Origin of the sequence: Clostridium coskatii (assembly GCF_001675205.1) — a bacterium.
In the GTDB taxonomy this organism is placed as follows: Bacteria; Bacillota; Clostridia; order Clostridiales; family Clostridiaceae; genus Clostridium_B; species Clostridium_B ljungdahlii.
In genome coordinates, this window is sequence record NZ_LROR01000031.1 from 12,259 (window position 1) to 31,218 (window position 18,960).

Genomic DNA, 18,960 nt, shown 5'->3' on the forward strand with positions numbered 1-18,960 from the left:
TTAATATTTTTTAACATGACTATTCAGTTAAGTGCTTATAGCTCTTTGTATGTAGCTAAAAATTCAAAAACGAAAGGAGAGAAAAGTTTATGGAGAACACAAAAGGTAAAATTAAATTAGGTATTTATGGTATTGGATTATTAATGATGGGTGTTATCGCAATTTCCAGCTCCTTAGCAACAATTGGGGCTAGGTTTCCTGAATTATCACAAACAATGATTCAGAATTTAATTTCAATATCATGTATCGTAATTATTCCTACAACCATAGTAGTAGGCAAGTTAATGCAAACATTTTCAAAGAAAAATATTGTTATGGCAGGTATTATTATTTTTATAATCGGAGGCGTGGCGCCGGCATTCATGACATCATTCACAGCTATTTTGGTTATGAGGGCAGTACTTGGTATTGGCGTAGGTGTATGTCAAGTTGTTAGTACTGCAATTGCTGTTGAAGAATTCAGTGGAACTGAGCAAGATAAAGTACAAGGTACATTACAATCAAGTCAAATGGTAGGTTTAGCTATTATGGTATTTACAGGTGGAAAATTGGCAGACATACAGTGGAACTATGTGTTTTATGTACACCTACTTGCTGTTTTAGCATTAATATTGGTGGCAATTATGATTCCTAATACAAAACCTAAAAAAGATACAGCATCAGGTGTAGTACAAAAAGCAAAATTTACAAGTGCTACCTGGGGATGGATTATATTCATGTTTGTCCTGTTTATTAATTTTCAAATATATAATGTTTCATTATCTTATCTTATAGCAGAAAAGAAACTTGGAACTGCTGCAGATGCGGGATTATCAGTAGCATTTTTCGCGGCTGGCGGTTTTGTAATGGGGTTATTATATGGAAAACTAGCAAAGATAGCTAGAAACTGTACCACATCAGTTGGTTGTTTGATGTTAGTAGTATCTTTTGTGATCATATCATCTGCTAGTAATTTGAATATGTGTTATGTGGGAAGCATATTCTTTGGAATGGCTATTGCATCAACTTTACCGGGTATTTTTATAAATACTGGAATGTCTGTAGATACATTTTCAGCTGGTATGGCAATTTCGGCCGTAACATGTGCACAAAATTTTGGTCAATTCATTTGTCCATTTATTGTTAACCCACTTTCTGCAGCAATTAGTAGAGGCAGTAATGTAATCACCTGTTTCATTATTGGAGCACTTCTGGCAGCTATTTTAACTATAATAATGCTGCTCTGGGGAATTAAGAAAAATAAAAAAATATCGCTTATTAAAAGTCCAAATTTGTAGAAGTAAATTAAAATGTTCAGTATTATTCTTGCAAAATTCCGTAAGGGATTAAAAAATAAAATATTTGAGGAGGATAAAAAATGAAAATTGAGGCAGCAGTTGTTTTTGAAAAAGGACAACCATTTCAAATTAAAGAACTAGAATTAGATGCTCCAAAATTTGATGAAGTATTGGTTAAAGTAACAGCTTGTGGTGTTTGCCATACTGATGAAGTTGCACGTCAACAAATTATACCAGTACCCCTTCCAGCAGTATTTGGACATGAAGGCTGCGGCATTATTGAAGAAGTAGGTCCAGGTATTACTAATTTTAAAAAAGGAGATCGTGTTGGTTTTTCTTATGGATATTGTGGTACATGTGAAGCGTGTCGTTCTGGTCATCCTTATGGCTGTGAAGTAAATCGTAAATTAAATTTCTTTGGAACACAATTTGATGGAACTAAACGTCTTCACTATAACGGTAAAGACGTATCCTCATTCTTTGGACAAGGCGCATTTGCAACATATGCAGTTGTTCATGCCAATAATTTAATTTCTGTACCAGATGATGTGGATTTAAACATGGTTGGTCCTATGGGATGTGGTATCCAAACAGGTGCAGGTGCGGTTTTAAATTATTTGAAGCCAGATCCAGCAAGTTCTATTGTTGTTACAGGAATTGGTTCAGTAGGCTTAAGTGCTATCATGGCAGCTAAAATTGCGGGATGTACAACTATTATTGCTGTTGGAGGCTCATCTAAAGCAAAATCATCTGATATTATCGATGCTAAATTAGAAATGGCTAAAGAGTTTGGTGCAACTCATACAATCAATAGTAGTAAAGTTGAAAGTGTAGTTGATGAAGTGAAAAAAATAACTCGCATTGGTGCAAATTATGCAATTGACTGTACAGGAAATGGCACATGTGTCCGACAATCCTTAAATTGTACTCGTTCTTTAGGTACATGTATTGTATTAGGTGCGACACAGGATCTTACAATTAACGTAGAAAATGAATTAATGGGAGCAGGAAAGAAATTGGTAGGAATTGTTGAAGGCTGTTCTATTCCTCAAATCTTTATTCCCGAATTATTAGAATACTATAAAAAAGGAATGTTCCCTTTTGATAAATTAATTACTTATTATAATTTTAAAGATATTAATAAAGCTTTTGAAGATGTGAATAAAGGTAAAGTTGTTAAAGCTATATTAAAAATGGAAAGCTAGGAGGGAAAAAAATGAATCAATATTATCCCAATTTAGGTAGTACAATTAAAATTGCTGGATTAACATTAAAAAATCGTATGATAGGTTCTCCAATTTCAATTCCAGAAATCGGTCCAGATGAAAACTTAACAAGAGATAACATTGCTTTTTATAGTTTAAGAGCAAGGGGTGGAGCAGCCGTTATCACAGTAAGTGAAGGAATTGTGCATAGTGCTACGGGTAAATCTCATACAAAACATATTCTATTAGACACTCGCATGAGTTTACCATCATTAACAGAATTAGCTCGTATAATTCATCGTCATAACTGCTTTGCTTCTATGGAATTATCACATGGCGGTAAATACGCTGGTAACCGCAGTCAATCAAATAAACAAGCTAAACGTTTTGGTCCTGTTGATGAAATTTGGCCAGATGGCACACATGTTTATAAAATGCCAGAAGAGTTAATTCTTGAAATCGCTGATAGTTTTGGTAAGGCAGCAGCCTTGGTTAAAGAAGCTGGTTTTGATATGGTATTAGTTCATGGTGGTCATGGATGGTTAATAAATCAATTCATGTCTCCTAACACTAATACAAGAACTGATAAATGGGGTGGAAGCTTTGAAAATAGAATGCGTTTTCCATTATTATGTGTTGAAAAGATTCGTGAAGCAGTTGGCCCTAATTTCCCAATTGAATTCCGTATGAGTGGAGCAGAATATACTGAAGGTGGTTATGATATTAACTATGGTGTTAAAATTGCTCAAGCATTAGATGGTAAAGTAGATTTAATTCATGTATCTGCAGGTGTTCATGAAAATAGAGGTGCATTTGTTATCACACATCCTTCTGTTTTTATTGAACATGGATGTAACGTTCATTTAGCAGCAGAAATTAAGAAACATGTTAAGACTCCAGTTGCTACACTAGGTGGCTTAAACGATCCTGATATGATGGAGGATATAATTGCTAGTGGTAAAGCAGACATTGTTGAAATGGGGCGTCAATTAATGGCTGATCCATTCTTCCCTGAAAAAGCTTTAACTGGAAGAAAAGATGATATTACTAAATGCTGTCGCTGCTTTAGCTGTTTTGGTGAATATATGACAACACGTACAACTGTCTGTGCATTAAATCCGGTGATTGGTAGAGAAAGAGAACATGAAGCTGCTTTTACTCCAACAATACCTAAAAAGGTATTGATTGCTGGTGGAGGTCCTGCTGGTATGTCAGCAGCTTTACAAGCATCAGCTCGTGGACATGAAGTTATTTTATTTGAAAAGAATAGTCGTTTAGGTGGCACGTTACTTTATGAAGAATATATTCCATTTAAACAAGATTTATTTAACTATTCTCAATTATTAGCAAAGAGATTAGTTGAAACAAATATAGAAGTACGTTTAAATACAGAATTAACTCCAGAATTAGCAAAAGAGCTGCATGCAGATATAATTATCTGTGCGGTAGGATCGGTACCTGTTGTGCCTCCAATCTTAGGAATTGATACTAGCCATAAAGTTGTAGGAATAGATGCTATTCATCAATCACAACCAGCTGTTGGAGATAAAGTTGTTATTTTAGGTGGAGGATTAATAGGTACAGAAACATCTATTTATCTTGATAGCCTAGGTAAAGATGTAACTGTTGTAGAAATGAGAAATGATTATGCTCCAGATACATCAGAAATGCATAAGATTGCCTTAGAAGTAACATTAAAGAAAGGACATGTTAAAATGCACTTAAATACAAGAGCTAAAGAAGTTACTGATGAAGGTTTATTATGTGTGGATGAAAATGGAAATGAAGTTTTATATCCTGCAGATACTATTTTGGTTGCTGCTGGTATGAAACCAAATTCAAGATCTGTTGAAGCTTTACGTTATGCCGCACCTAGATTCTTTCAAATTGGAGATTGTGTTAAAGTGGGTAAAGTATTAGAAGCAGTTCATGGTGGTTACTACGGTGCTTTAGATATTTAATATTAATAGAATGCTATTTGTAAATAAATATGCTAATTTAAAAAGAGACATTTTTAGTTTAAATGTCTCTTTTTAAATTAGCTATGCTTAAGAAGTAGGTTTATAAAAATAACTATTGAACATTACCTCTAGTATAATTTTCCACAACTTCTGAAAATGTATCTTTTATTATTGAATTCATGTGATCTAAAAACCTTAATATAGTGACCTTTTCCTCCATTACTTAGGTACATTATTAAATTATATTGATTATATATCTCTAGTTTCGGATATTAATCGCGCTCACTGTACTACTTTCATGTGAAGAAACATCCGCTATCAGAATAAATTGAGTCGCACATAACCCGAAAATACTAAATAATATTAATTTACTCAAGTATTTCCACGTACCCTTCTGTTCCATTTACACGAATTCTCTGTCCATCCTTTATAAACTTTGTAGCATTTTCCACGCTCACTACTGCTGGAAGTCCATATTCTCTTGCAACAACTGCTCCGTGAGTCATCATTCCACCAACTTCTGTAACTAATCCCTTGATAGATACAAATACTGGTGTCCAGCTAGGATCAGTAAAAGTAGTAACTAGTATATCACCTTCTTCAATATTTGCATCTTCGATTTTTAATATTATTCTTGCCCTGCCTTCAACAATACCTGCTGATACTGCCACCCCTGCTAAGGCACCCTCAGGAATCTTGCTTATATCATATTGACTGGAAATAACCTCTCCATCAGAAGTAATTACACGAGGTGGTGTAAGCTTTTGGTAAACCTCATAATCTTCTTGTCTTTTCTGTATGATGCTATAATCTAATTCATTAGTTTTAATCACTTTTCTCAATTCTTCATATTCAAGATAGAATATGTCACTTGCCTCCTTTATAAGCCCCTGTTGTATTAATCTTTCAGCTTCTTTCATAATAACCTGTTTCACAACCCATTCATACCAGACTAAGACATACTTGTTAAACTCACGATATCCTGCATAATTACGTAGGACACTGATTGCTTTTTTTGCCTTTTTAGCTTTTCCTCTACCTCCTGGCATCTTTTCAAGCTTTCTTAAAATTTCCTGCTCCTTCTCTTTAGCTTCCTTGAGTCCTTGATTGAATTTGATTTCATGAGAATTAGGAGGATAAACCTTAATATTGCCTAGAATCAATGGAACCAATATTGTTGGCTTTTCATTCCATCTAGTTTTGCTTATATCTATTTCAGCAGAACATCGCATCCCATATTTCTTCAGAAAGTTCTTTATTGCATCCTTTACTTCTATTCCTCCTGGAAGTTTAACAAGATCTTCAAAAAAGCTCTCATCCTTAGGACTTTCCAAATATTTAATTACCTCTGGATACTTTCTTACTACATCTGATACATCTAAAAGTTCAAGTCCCATATCTGAAGTAACATTATTGGATACGGATTGAGCTAACATATCTGCTGGATTCTTTTCCTTAAGCCATTTTCCCAAATTCTTGTTAATCCAGCTAGAGGCATAGGCTCCAGCAAAAACAACTCCATAAGTATCCATCATATTGTCCTTTATTTTAGTCATACTCTTCTCAATAAAATCAAATAACTCATTACCTGAAATTTTTTGTGACTGCTTCTCCAAATCCTTCATAATAGTCCTGCTGCGATCCATATAGAATTCTGCAATGGCAGGATCATTTTTCCTGTAGCATTCTATAGTTTTAACAAGCCACCTGAAAGCTAGTTTGATAGAAACCATTGGCTTTTTTGATTTATGAAGATTATTCATAATATCTTCTCGCTTTAAAATATTGTAATAAGCATTCTGCATAAGAACATCTACTGCTGCAAGCCCTTTTACAAAAGATTTCCTCATAATAGGTGAGCTTAATTCATTTGATGAGTCCACATATATTCTTCCACCTGCATAGTACATTGGTGTATCTACCATCATCTTAAACAAAACTGCAAAGAAGGTCATGCTTAAAGGTGACATTGCTTCAGTCATCATCTGCCTATGACCAAAGGAAAAAAACACATGAGTTTTATCATCTTTAACTTCTGGGACAGGATATAAAGTAGTAATAGGACGACTTTGAACAATATATATATTACCTTCATGGATACACCATTCTATATCCTGTGGTCGTCCAAAATATTTTTCTACTTTCCTGCCTATTTGTTCAAGCTGCAGAATCTGCTGGTCCGTTAAGGTTTGAATATTCTGTCTTTGATTCTCAATATCTCTTTGCTCAGTTCCACCTTGTTTAAGTCCATAAATAGCAATCTTCTTTGTAGATATCTTTTTATCTATAATCTTGCTTTCTTTAACTTTATAGATATCCGCATTCACAAGTCCTGACACTAGCGCTTCCCCTAGTCCATAACTTGCATCTATTGAAACAACCTTCCTATTTGCTGATATTGGATCTGCCGTAAACATAATTCCTGAAGCCTCTGGAAAAACCATCATTTGGATAACTACAGAAAGATATACTTTACGATGATCAAAGTTATTCTGCATACGATATATTACCGCTCTATCTGTAAATAGTGATGCCCAACACTTGCTAACATGATGAATAATAGAATCTTTTCCTATTATATTTAAATAGGTATCCTGCTGTCCTGCAAAGGAGGCCAAAGGTAAATCCTCAGCAGTAGCACTTGAACGAACCGCATAAGCATTCTTTTCACCAAACTTTTTAATAAATGTTGTTATACCTTCTTCTATATCTTTGGGAATAGTGATGTCTTCAATTAATTTGCGAATTTGGCCACTGATTTCACATATTTTTTCTCTATCTTCAACCTTAAGATGGGATAACTCTTCTAGAAGACTGTTGAAATTTTTATTATTCTCAACTACTTTTTTATAGGCAAAAGTAGTAATACAAAAACCTTCAGGAACTTGTATACCGTCAATTCTTGAAAGTTCTCCAAGGTTTGCACCTTTTCCTCCTACTACTGAAAGCTGTGATTTATCAATGTCTTTAAAGCCTAATAAATATGAATTCATTTTTATTCCCCTCTCATCACAATTCATTTAAAAAATCTTTCAACAGTTAACTTTGTATACATCCTACAAATATTCTTCTTTATAAAAATTATTTTTAAGCATATCCAAGCATTTGTTAAACTCATCCAGCATAATTTCAAAATTAATTTCTGTTTTATCTGACATCTGTTTTGTATACCCATCCGCCATCCACAGAAGCATTTTCATAAGTAACTTTAGATCCACCCCCTCTTTAAACCTAGAAGTATCCACGCCATCAAAAGCTATTCTATTTCTAAATTCATCTCCACTATTAAAGATATCTCTTAAGTCATCTTTTACCTCTTCATCATTTTCAAAGTATGCACTAGTTAAAAAGGAAGGTATTGCAGCATGCCTTTTCATTACGGAGATTTCTATATTAGATGACATTTTAATTCTGTCAAAGAAGTCAGTAATACTGTTATCAAACTTTTCATTAACTACAGTCATCATAATATTGCCGCATAGATTAACTAGATAAAGATATAATGCTTTCTTTGTACCAAAGTAATGAAATACCATAGCCTTTGATATTCCTGCTGCAGTAGCAATATCGCTTATGGAAGTCTTTTTATAGCCATTGGTTCCAAAGGTTCTAAGAGCAGCATCTATAATTACATTTTGTTTTTCCTTAGGTAAACTAAAAAATTTTTCCATACTTTCACCTTCTTACTATATAAACCGATTCGGTTTATATTATTATACCTTCATAAACCGATTCGGTCAATATAGTTTGATCTAAATTTGTATATTTGTTTTTTCCTCTGTAAGTGTCAAAGATTTGATACTTGCAATTCTGGTTCATATAAAAAGCATCTTATGAAATTTCATAAAAAATGAATTTAAGCAATGTGGGAGATTTTATAATATTGCTTAAAAAGATAACTTATATTTTTATGCATTCAGCAGAATATGAAATTTAAAAATATATAAAAAAGGTATCCAACGTATTGGACACCTTAATTTATGTTAGCTATTGATTTTACTTGCTTTAGTATATTAAAAAAATTCATGATACTTACAATATTTTATTTACAATTTAATATCATTTATTTTTATATATTTTACTTTTGGCACACGTACACGCCTTTCACACTTGCAGACAACCAAAAATTCTATCTCTGCTTTTGTTTCTGCTAAAGTTTCTAAGGATTTTTTTATTTTTGTTTCTTTTGCACGATTGTATATATCAACCTCTAATATTAATATTGTGCCCTCATTTGCAATAAATATACATATTATATAATTATTAACACTTTACTAGTTATTTAATATTGCTATTTTCTTTTTAGTAATAATGTATCCTAACAATTGAACGATAACATAATATGCCAATATTTTAAATGTATCTATCTTAAATTCTCCATTGGTATTTAAAACATAAATATATACAATACTTGTTAATACCGTTAAAAGTGCAGGTAAAAAAAATATTATTCTAATTTTATATGTTAACAAGGTATCTATTTCCTTATCAATTAATCCAATATAATATAATTTAGTCCTTTTAAGTTGCCAGCCGCAAAAATCTATCTTTGCTTTAAAATATAAAATATTAGAAGAAACAATAAAACTCAATAGTACAATAAACATATATATAAAATTGAAAGCGGACCCACGAAAAATGCTGTAAATATTAAAAAATGTTTTTACATTGGGCAAACTATACACTCTATTGCTGGTAATAAATATAGTGTTTAGGAAAATAATAAAAAGAATTATATATTTATTTTTTTTGAAGGAATCTTCTAGCTCATTTACTAATAAAATTCTCTTATAATAAAAGCTTTTACTTCTTTTTATAAAAACAACAAAAATTTTTATAAAAACTAAAAATAATATATAAATTACTAATGTACATATTAAAGAGTAGTCAACATAGTATCTAGATTGAAAGTTTACAAACATTCTTTCCTTAAAATTTATATAACACAGTACTAAAATAGAAATTATTGTTTTTGCGAGCTCTTCTTTCTTAGAATATTTTATATACAAATTTTTATAGTTCACTTCATTAATTACTGACAATTTATCGATAAATTTGAATGTCCATAAAATGAATATAACAGTAAGAAAAACATAGTATCCAATTGTAACTATAAAAACAATTAATTGAAATTTAAAAGTAAAAATAAGCATTCCCGATAATTTTAGTGCAAAAAGTACAATAATTTTTGAAAATGCTGCACCTAAAATCAATCCTATGGGCATATAGATAAAAAAAGTTAGCACATTTTCCATAAAAATTAGCATCTTAATTTCGCTGCATGTCATTCCTAAAGTCAAAAATGTTGTAAATTCCTTTTGCCTATATTTTATAAAGGAAATGTACGTAAAAATGCTCCACAACATTGTATTAAAAACTGCAATTGATGGGAGTATAAAAATATTTTTTAGTCCAATTGCTGTTACATATGAATTATAAAATATTAGCTCCGTAAAGAAGAATGAAACTGAAATTACAAGAGAGAATATATATGCAAAATATTGATCTAAATTTAATTTTATAGTTTGTTCAAGCATCTTTCTCCAATTCATATCACTCACCACTAATTACAGCAAGAGTGTCCAATATTCTATTAAAAAAAGTATGCTGATCTCCTTTTTTGTATATATCTGCAAATATCCTCCCCGATTTTATAAAGATAACCCTGCTGCAGTAGCTTGCAGCATATATATCATGTGTAGACATAAGAATTGTTGCTTTTTTTTGATCATTTATTTTTTTCAAATACTTCATAAACTTTTTTGAGGTATTTGGATCAATACTACTAGTTGGTTCGTCAGCTAAAATAATACAAGGATCATTTATTAGTGCTCTACATGCAGTTACCCTCTGTTGTTCACCTACAGATACATTATAGGGATATTTATTTCTAATATTGTATATATTAAAAAACGTAAAATATTCTTCTATTTTTTCATTAATCTTTTCTTTCCCCGCACCTTTAAATATCAATGGAAGTGCAGCATTTTCTGCAAGGGTAATATTATCAAGAAGATTAAAATTTTGAAATATAATTCCTAAGTTTTCTCGTCTAAAGATAGAACGTTCTGTTTTGTCTAGGGAAGTTATGTATTGATTCATTATCTTTACTGTTCCGCTGGTAGGCTTATCGATTCCCGACAAAATGTTAAGCAAAGTCGTCTTACCACTGCCTGATTGTCCCATAATAGCAGTAAATTCTCCACTTTCAATGCTTAGATTTATACCATTCAAAACATTAGTAGGATTAACTTCTAAATTCCATTCATAGACTTTAATAATATCCTCGGCACTCAAGATCTCCATTAGTATCACCCCGTTGTATTTAATTTTAATGGATAAGTAATTGAAAAAGTAGTCCCCTTATCAACTTCAGAATCTATATTTATATTGTGATTCAACTTTTTTGATATTAATTTACATATATATAGGCCTATACCCGTTGCATTACCTACTTTTCTCCCATTTTCTCCTGTAAAAAATGGTTCAAAGACTCTTTTTATATCATAACCCGGAATTCCAATACCTTCATCTCTAATTGTTAACTTTACTTCTTTATTATCTAAATATATATTAAAATATACATATTTCTTTTGTCTGCTATCTCCAGAATACTTAATAGCATTCGATATTATTTGTTCAAGCATAAACTTATTCCATTTTTTATCTGTAATAATTAATATTTTTTCATAATTAAATTCTATTTTAGGGAAAACATTATTATAAATAAACTGGTTTTTCTTACTATTGATAACTTCTTTTAATAATAAAACAAAATCTACCTCTTGAGGATCATAATCTTTAGAAAAACTATTTAATCTATCAATGTTTAGGATTTGATCTAAACCGCTTTTAACTTTATCATTTTCTTCTCTTATATCCAAGAATAATCTTAATATATCTGTTTGGTTTATTGTGGAATTTTCATTACTATATTTTATTCCTTTAGCAGCTTTTTGAACAACAAGATCAATTATTGAAGTGGGCGTCTTTATATTATGAATCCATTGGGATAAGAAGTATTTATTATCTGCATTTTGTGCATAAATTGTACTTATCTTATTTGTATAGTTTTCATGAATTTTAAATATAGTTTTAGCTATTTCTTTCTGTTCATTTGTTTTTGGATTTAAATCAAAGTATCTACTTTCTATACCTTCATTAAAGCTTCTATTGAACCTATAATATTTAATCCATTCATTAAATATTATAAATACATATATTATTATAGATATAAATAAAGGGTATATCACATCACTTTTGTTACTTATCAAATAACCATAAAAAAGAATTAAAATTGTATTAAGGAAATACCCAACAGTAAATGCTAATTTATCTTTTAAAAAGTTTACTAATACTTTTTTATTATCCATACTAATTCCCCTTATTTGCAGTTGTGTGGAATATATATCCTACACCTCGCTTGGTTGATATAGCTTCACTAACACCCAATTTTTTAAGTTTATTTCTTATTCTCGTTATATTTACTGTTAAAGTGTTATCATCTACAAAAAAGGAATCATCCCAAAGTTCTTCCAGAAGTTCTTCCCTACTGACTATTTTATTTTCATTTTTAATAAGCATATTTAATAGCTTGAACTCATTTTTGCTAAGTTCAAGTTCAATGTGATTATAAAGTATCTTAAAAGTGTCTTTATTAAGTTTAATGCCTCCATCACTTTCAAGTATATTTGATTCATTTGCATATTCACCATATACCCTTCTTATTCCAGCTTGTATCTTAGCTAGCAAAAAATCAAAGTTAAAAGGTTTTACAATATAATCATCGGCTCCTAACTCAATCCCTCGTATTTGTTCTTCATCACTGCTTCTTGAAGAAATAATAATTACAGGTATTTTTGATACTCTTCTAAAAGTTTTACATAATTGAAAACCATCATAATAAGGCAAATTTATATCTAAAAGAACTAAATCAGCATTTGATTTTTCTAACTCAGTATCTACATTTTTAAAATCTTGTATATTAACGACTTCATATTTATATCTTTGAAGATACTCTGTTATAAGGTCATTTAATTTAATATCATCTTCAACAACAAGTATCTTATACAAAGCAATTTCCTCCTTCTAAAATTATGCTATAGTAATTTTAATATAGCATAATTTTATTTGGGAGAAAAGCTAGGTTGAAATTTTGATATTTTTTAACTAAAATTTAAATTCTAAGAGATTCCAGTAATTTAGATACAGAGTAAAAGCTAAAAATATACAGTAAATTAATATATTGGGTATAATTGTGCCTAAATTAGATTTTTTATTATGCCAATATAAGCATATTGATATTATTAATCCAAAAGTAAGTATGGTAGTTATTATTGGGATCATTAACAGATATATAGCTGCCTTAGGCAATTCTGTTAAGAAAATCAAGGATGATAATAAAGTAATACATTCTTTAGCCATGCCAATTAAAAAAACTACATTCAAAATGCAAATAAAAGCTATAGCCCATCTATGATATTTAAAAATTAGAGGCTTTTTGTTGTTTCTATTTTTAAGATTGAATAGTATCATGGCAATAGCCATAGACAAAAATAATACTAAAAAAAACACGAAAATAATTTTATGCAATGTAGGATTCTCATACCAGTGAATTTTATTCATAACATCATTTGAACCAGCATTAAGCATATAAGATATCTTCCCTTGCTTATTTGCTGTAAAGGTAAGACTATTTCCCATAACATTTTTAAAAAGTAAAGGGGATGTTTCTTTGTAAGCATCTTGTTGTCCATTAGGGTATTGTATAATCAATGTATCCTTAGTACTTTTTACATTTATAGGCTGAGACATTAACATCAATAACTTTCCTATTTCTCCTCTTGGATACCTGCTAGGAATATAAGCACCTTCCAAATTTTTTAAGTTGCTTTTATTGAAGTTAGCTGTATTATTCATATTTGCCTGCGGCTTAGTTTGAGGATAGTATCTATTCATAAATTGTCCAGCTACGTCACCACAAATTTTGGCTCCATTGTCACCATTAGTTGATATAAAAAAGCCTACATTGCTGCCTGGTATTAAATATAACATACTATGAAAACCATAATCATCTCCACCTTGACCAAGTACTCTTGTACCATTCATATAATTTTCCGCAAATCCATAGCACATGCATGGTATATTTTTATCTAATGGAAAATGTTTTTTATGTATATCTTCTATGGAGGCTTTGCTCAATATAGAAGTATTATCATAAGTGCCGTTATTTAAATGCGCAATCATAAATTTACTCATATCATCTGCTGTAGTTTTTAAGCCTCCTGCTGGTAAAAAGGTATTTCCATACATAGGTACTTTTTTGTAAACTCCATTTTTATAATCATAACCTTGTGATAAATTAGCTAGTGTTTTCTTATCAAAGGCAAAGCTGCTGTCATTCATATGGAGAGGTTTTAATATGTTATCTTCCATATACTTATCAAAAGTAGTGCCTGATACACTTTCAACTGCATATCCAGCTACAGCCATACCATAATTACTATACTGTATTGCTTCACCTGGTTCTCGAATTATAGGACGAAGACGAGCTGTTAAGGTATCTTTAAGTGGTTTTTCCTGGCGATAGTTATCTAGTTCTGATTCTCCTATAATTCTTTCATCAAAACCACCTGTATGAGTTAAGAGATTATCAAGAGTAACAGGCTTAGAAAAGTTATCCTTTATCTGAAAGCCTTTTAAATAATTATTTACATTTCCATTTAAGTTTATTTTACCTTTTTCCTTAAGCTGCATAACAGCTGTAGCGGTAAAAAGCTTAGAAATGGAAGCAGCTCTAAAAACTGTTGTTTTAGGGTTAACTGGTGTTTTTTTATCTATGTCAGAATATCCATATCCTTTTTCAAAAAGTACATGATTATCTTTAACAACAGATAAAACAGCTCCTGGCACATTAAATCTTTTTAATTCTTGGTTAAAAATAGTATCAGCAAATTTTTGTACATTGTCTTTGTTTAAAGTTTCTGTAGAACTATTATTTAACAAAGGCGCTGGAAATTCTTTCTTATTTTCTTTTGCTGAAACAGTTGCGTTACTATTAACAATATAGCGAAAGCTACATATTGAAGCGCATAGCGTTGGGAAAATATATGCAACAAGCGAAAAACAAATTATAAATCTTTTAATATAAGTAATAAGTTTTTTCATGGTTAGTAACCTCCTTAAACTTCTTAAGTTGACATTTTCTCTTCACATTTCATCAGATAAATAGATTTTATATGAATTAAGAAAAGCAACAAATCGATTTATATAAAAAAGCCTTACAATTTTGTAAGGTTTTACTGTTTTCAAAGGTTAGTTTTGATATTATTCTTTAGAAAAAATATATAAAAGCTTAAAATTTTCGTAAGAAAAAAGTTAAAATTAGAAATGTATATTCAGGTAAGATTTAACTATAAAAAAGTTAAGGAGTTGAATCTTGTGAATATAAGTTTAAAGAGAGTAATTGGCATATTATTAATTGTAATCTTAGCTTCAGTAGGATTAAGTAATAACCTTAATATAGGTGAAGTAAAGGCTGAAGGAAAATTAAGTAAAGCACATGGAAATATAAATAATACTCAAGACATTAAGAATTTTATGAATAATTATTTCAGTGAAAAAATGAAAAAGTATTCCGTGCCGGGAGTATCAGTTGTTGTAGTTAAAGATAATAAAGAAATGTTTAAGAAGGGGTATGGATATAGTAATTTGAAATCTAAAACTCCAGTTGATCCAGATAAAACAAGATTTCCAGCAGGTTCTGTAAGCAAGTTGTTTACAGCAACGGCTATAATGCAGTTATATGAAGAAGGAAAAATTGATTTAGATAAAAATGTTAATGATTATATAAATCCATATAAAGTAATTAATAAATATGATAAGCCTGTTACATGCAGAAATCTACTAACTCATTCAAGTGGACTTGATGAAGAAAGTGAACTTAATGTGTCTACCACAGATGTGAATTCAATAAAACCACAGGAATATTATTTTGATACTCATTCTCTTAAAGTTGTTACAGAACCAAATACTGTTTGTAGATATTCAAATATTGGATATAACCTTCTAGGGTATATAGTAGAGAGAACTTCTGGAATAAGCTATGAGAAGTATGTAGAAGAAAAAATATTAAAACCTTTAAATATGAATAATAGCTCAGTTAGATTAAAAAGCGGTAGTACTGCTGCAGGTTATGTATATGATAATGATAAGTATGTTGAAACTCCATTTGCATACCAATATACTTCAGGTTCATCTGGAATAATTGCGACAGCTAAAGATATGGAAAATTTCATTATAGAAAATTTAAATAATGGTAAATTTAATGATAATAATATTTTAAATCAAAAGACACTAGCAATGATGCATGACAAACAATTTTCTAATTCAAAATCCTTACCGGGAATTGGATTTGGATTCATTAGAAGTTATAGAAATGGGCAGGAAATAATAAAACATGAGGGAGGTTTACCTGGATATACTACTACATTATTTTTAATTCCAAAAGAGAATTTAGGAATATATGTTGCAACTAATACATTAGGTGCACTTCCGTTTAATTTTGAAGAGGAATTTCTGAATTATTTTTATTCTGAAAATAGTAATAATTTTAGTGCGGCTAAGAAAAATGCAAACAAAGATTATAGTAAATATGAAGGAACTTATAGAAGTTATGATGGAACTTCAAAAAATAATATTATGAAATTAAATGTATTGTTTGATCCCACAATGGATATGAAAATTAAAGATAATAAAGATGGTACATTAACACTTGATGAATTTACACCAGCTAAAGAAGAAATTACAACTACACTTGTTGAAGTAAAAAATGGAGTATTTCTAAGACAAGATGGAAGAGGAAAATTTGCTTTTAGAACTGATAAGGAAGGAAAGGTAACCTATGCATTTAACGACATAAGTGAGAATTCCTTTGAGAAAGTCAATTTTTATAATGAGAGAGAATTTATTATGTCTGTTTTAAGTATTTCAATAATTATGTTTATTATAAATCCAATTTTATTTGTAATATTGTTCATTAGAAGAAAAAGCAAAAAATGCAAAGAGCCTAAAAAAATCAGATCTATAAAGGTTCTTAAGCTGCTGAACATAATTATAGAAGTTTTTAATATTGTTGGAGTATTAGGAGCAGTGAGTTTAGAAATGATGATGATTAATAATTATGATTTTAGCTTCAAATATTTACTTTACTTTTTCTTAACCTTATTAATTGTATCAACTGTAATTGTTCCTTTTAGTTTAGCTCTATTGGTTTATTTTTTAGTCAAGAAAAATGGATCGATAAAAGCAAAAGGGTATTATATATTTTTAAATATAACAAATTTAGCTTTTATATGGATTTTATATTACTTCAATTTTTTAGGTTATAAAATATAATAGCATACCGTAATAATTGAATTTTGTGCAATAAAATAGTTTATATATTCAACTTGTTTTTCCTTTTTAATAATGGATATATAGACTATTTCTTGTTATGGTTATATATAGTAAAATGTTATTATATTTAAAGATTTGGAGATGATAATATTTTTAATATATTAATTATAGATGATGAAGCCGAAATAGTTGAACTTATGGAAGTATACTTGATTAATGAAGGATATAAGGTTTTCAAAGCTTATAATGGTATTGATGGAATTAAAATAATAAATGAAGAGAATATTCATCTCGTCATTTTAGACATAATGATGCCAGGTATAGATGGTTATCAAGTATGTATGAAAATCCGAAAAGATTATAATATACCAATAATAATGCTTAGTGCTAAAAGTCAGGACATGGACAAGATACAAGGATTGTCAATTGGAGCAGATGACTATATGACAAAGCCATTTAACCCCATGGAACTCATTGCTAGAGTTAAATCTCAAATAAGGAGATATATTTTTTTAAATGAAAAAAGCAATAAAACTAGTGATAGTGATATTGTTGAATTTAAAGATATAACTATAAATAGAAAAAATCATAAAGTATGTAAGTTAGGTACAGAGTTAAAGTTGACTCCAATAGAATATGAGATTTTGCTATTATTAGCGAATAATTTAGGTAAAGTATTTAGTGCTGAGGAAATATTTTAGGAAATTTGGAAAGAAAAATACCTTGAGGGAAATAATACTGTTATGGTTCATATGTGGAGGCTCAGAGAAAAGGTAGAACAGAATCCAAAGGAGCCAAAAATAATAGAAACAGTATGGGGAGTTGGATATAAAATTGAGGAGTAGAAGTATAAAATACAATATAATTATTAACCTCTTTTTTAGTGGGGTACAAGCATTTGCAATTACCATGTTAATATTTATTTCAGGTTTTGGAATACTACATATTTTATCTTATAACCTTTATGTAAGTTTTGCAATTGCTTATAACAATAGCAGGATAGTTGGGACAATTTGCACCTTAGTGATTTTTTTCATATTTATATGTTTGGCATGTTTTATATTTATAAAAAAAATGAATAAAATTACAGATTATATAGAAGAAATTTCGAGAACCTTGAATTTATTGGCTGAAGGTAATATGGAAGTAACTATTCCTATTAGAAGAAAAGATGAACTTGGAACTTTAGCAAGTGATGTAAATAAAATGGCTTACGATTTAAATGAATTAATGCAAAAGGAGAGGCAATGGGAAAATCAGAAGAACAATTTGATTACTAATTTATCACATGATTTAAGAACTCCATTGACTTCAATTCTGGGATTCCTAGAGCTAATAGGAAAAGGTACTAATAATAATGAAAAGTTAAAACATTACTGCAATATTTCATTAGAAAAAGCTAAAAAATTGAAAAGTTCCATAGATCAGCTTTTTGAATTCGCTAAAATAAATAATATGGATTTGAAGTTAAATAAAACTGAAATAGGCATAGAAGAACTAATTGAACAGGTAACTATGGGATTTATACCGTCTTTTGAAGATAACAATATGGAATATAGAATAATTTCAAAAAGTAAAGGCTTAAAGGTAAATGCAGATCCTATTTTACTAGCTAGAGCATTTGAAAATATAATAAGTAATAGTGTTAAGTATGCTAGTGAAGGAAAATATTTAGATATAATCATAGATAAAGAAAATGATAATGCGATAATTCAGTTTGTGAATTATGGAGAAGAAATAAAACAAGAGGATTTAGCAAATTTATTTAATAAATTTTATAGAGTAGAAAAGTCCTGTGACAAAAGAGAAGGAACAGGGTTAGGTTTAGCAATTGTAAAGACAGTTATGGAATTGCATTCTGGAGAGATAAATATTTCAAGTTCTAAAGAAAAAACACAATTTCAATTTAAATTACCTATTTGTTAAAGAACAACCATAGAATCCTTTTTCTTCTACTATTCTTGAGATATAATTATCCCATTGCTTAGGATATTGCATTGGATTAGCTTTCATATCTAAATTTGGTTTTAGCATATTGTACGGTAAAATTGAAATTAATGATGCTGTAACTCCAATTACATATCATTGATATACAGATGTTTTGAAAGGCTCATATATGGG

General features: G+C 29.8%; 12 protein-coding genes and 1 pseudogene. 6 read left to right on the forward strand and 7 right to left on the reverse strand.

Annotated features, from left to right (window positions below):
* Positions 1-89 precede the first annotated feature (89 nt).
* The 3 genes from CLCOS_RS03555 (at position 90) to CLCOS_RS03565 (ending at position 4,443) form a co-directional block, all read left to right on the forward strand.
* Complete coding sequence (locus CLCOS_RS03555; RefSeq protein ID WP_063601985.1) at positions 90-1,277, forward strand: MFS transporter; 1,188 nt, start codon at positions 90-92, stop codon at positions 1,275-1,277.
* Positions 1,278-1,357: 80 nt separating this feature from the next.
* A complete protein-coding gene (locus CLCOS_RS03560) occupies positions 1,358-2,482 on the forward strand; it encodes an NAD(P)-dependent alcohol dehydrogenase (protein WP_063601986.1) in 1,125 nt (374 codons plus the stop codon).
* An 11-nt stretch (positions 2,483-2,493) separates the two neighbouring features.
* Entirely contained in the window at positions 2,494-4,443 is a 1,950-nt protein-coding gene (locus CLCOS_RS03565) for an FAD-dependent oxidoreductase (protein WP_063601987.1), read from the forward strand.
* Positions 4,444-4,811: 368 nt separating this feature from the next.
* Here the strand turns inward: CLCOS_RS03565 and ppsA are convergent, their stop codons facing one another.
* The 7 genes from ppsA to CLCOS_RS03600 form a co-directional block, all read right to left on the reverse strand.
* Positions 4,812-7,436 (reverse strand): phosphoenolpyruvate synthase, encoded by a 2,625-nt coding sequence (gene ppsA, locus CLCOS_RS03570; RefSeq protein ID WP_063601988.1) that lies wholly within the window; start codon positions 7,434-7,436, stop codon positions 4,812-4,814.
* A 63-nt stretch (positions 7,437-7,499) separates the two neighbouring features.
* Complete coding sequence (locus CLCOS_RS03575; protein WP_063601989.1) at positions 7,500-8,114, reverse strand: TetR/AcrR family transcriptional regulator; 615 nt, start codon at positions 8,112-8,114, stop codon at positions 7,500-7,502.
* A gap of 603 nt (positions 8,115-8,717) precedes the next feature.
* Positions 8,718-9,995 (reverse strand): FtsX-like permease family protein, encoded by a 1,278-nt coding sequence (locus tag CLCOS_RS03580; RefSeq protein WP_063601990.1) that lies wholly within the window; start codon positions 9,993-9,995, stop codon positions 8,718-8,720.
* A 1-nt stretch (position 9,996) separates the two neighbouring features.
* Entirely contained in the window at positions 9,997-10,749 is a 753-nt protein-coding gene (locus CLCOS_RS03585) for an ABC transporter ATP-binding protein (RefSeq protein WP_063601991.1), read from the reverse strand.
* 5 nt (positions 10,750-10,754) lie between these two features.
* Complete coding sequence (locus CLCOS_RS03590; protein ID WP_013240462.1) at positions 10,755-11,816, reverse strand: sensor histidine kinase; 1,062 nt, start codon at positions 11,814-11,816, stop codon at positions 10,755-10,757.
* Between the two features lies 1 nt (position 11,817).
* Complete coding sequence (locus CLCOS_RS03595; RefSeq protein WP_063601992.1) at positions 11,818-12,516, reverse strand: response regulator transcription factor; 699 nt, start codon at positions 12,514-12,516, stop codon at positions 11,818-11,820.
* Between the two features lie 96 nt (positions 12,517-12,612).
* Positions 12,613-14,610, reverse strand: coding sequence for a serine hydrolase domain-containing protein (locus CLCOS_RS03600; protein ID WP_063601993.1), 1,998 nt, complete (start codon positions 14,608-14,610; stop codon positions 12,613-12,615).
* A gap of 273 nt (positions 14,611-14,883) precedes the next feature.
* Here CLCOS_RS03600 and CLCOS_RS03605 point away from each other — a divergent pair, with 273 nt between their 5' ends.
* From CLCOS_RS03605 to CLCOS_RS03615, 3 genes and pseudogenes are all read left to right on the forward strand, one after another.
* Complete coding sequence (locus CLCOS_RS03605; RefSeq protein ID WP_430392608.1) at positions 14,884-16,839, forward strand: serine hydrolase domain-containing protein; 1,956 nt, start codon at positions 14,884-14,886, stop codon at positions 16,837-16,839.
* Between the two features lie 149 nt (positions 16,840-16,988).
* Positions 16,989-17,684, forward strand: a pseudogene (locus CLCOS_RS03610) (response regulator transcription factor).
* Entirely contained in the window at positions 17,674-18,765 is a 1,092-nt protein-coding gene (locus tag CLCOS_RS03615) for a HAMP domain-containing sensor histidine kinase (RefSeq protein ID WP_063601995.1), read from the forward strand. Before CLCOS_RS03610 ends, CLCOS_RS03615 begins: the two are co-directional and overlap by 11 nt.
* Positions 18,766-18,960: the final 195 nt, after the last annotated feature.

Bases quoted from the DNA above. Each gene is read 5' to 3' on its own strand.
- CLCOS_RS03600 (WP_063601993.1), bottom strand. From the start codon at position 14,610: ATGAAAAAACTTATTACTTATATTAAAAGATTTATAATTTGTTTTTCG.
- CLCOS_RS03560 (WP_063601986.1), top strand. From the start codon at position 1,358: ATGAAAATTGAGGCAGCAGTTGTTTTTGAAAAAGGACAACCATTTCAA.
- CLCOS_RS03565 (WP_063601987.1), top strand. From the start codon at position 2,494: ATGAATCAATATTATCCCAATTTAGGTAGTACAATTAAAATTGCTGGA.
- CLCOS_RS03590 (WP_013240462.1), bottom strand. From the start codon at position 11,816: ATGGATAATAAAAAAGTATTAGTAAACTTTTTAAAAGATAAATTAGCA.
- CLCOS_RS03580 (WP_063601990.1), bottom strand. From the start codon at position 9,995: ATGAATTGGAGAAAGATGCTTGAACAAACTATAAAATTAAATTTAGAT.
- CLCOS_RS03555 (WP_063601985.1), top strand. From the start codon at position 90: ATGGAGAACACAAAAGGTAAAATTAAATTAGGTATTTATGGTATTGGA.
- CLCOS_RS03585 (WP_063601991.1), bottom strand. From the start codon at position 10,749: ATGGAGATCTTGAGTGCCGAGGATATTATTAAAGTCTATGAATGGAAT.
- ppsA (WP_063601988.1), bottom strand. From the start codon at position 7,436: ATGAATTCATATTTATTAGGCTTTAAAGACATTGATAAATCACAGCTT.
- CLCOS_RS03575 (WP_063601989.1), bottom strand. From the start codon at position 8,114: ATGGAAAAATTTTTTAGTTTACCTAAGGAAAAACAAAATGTAATTATA.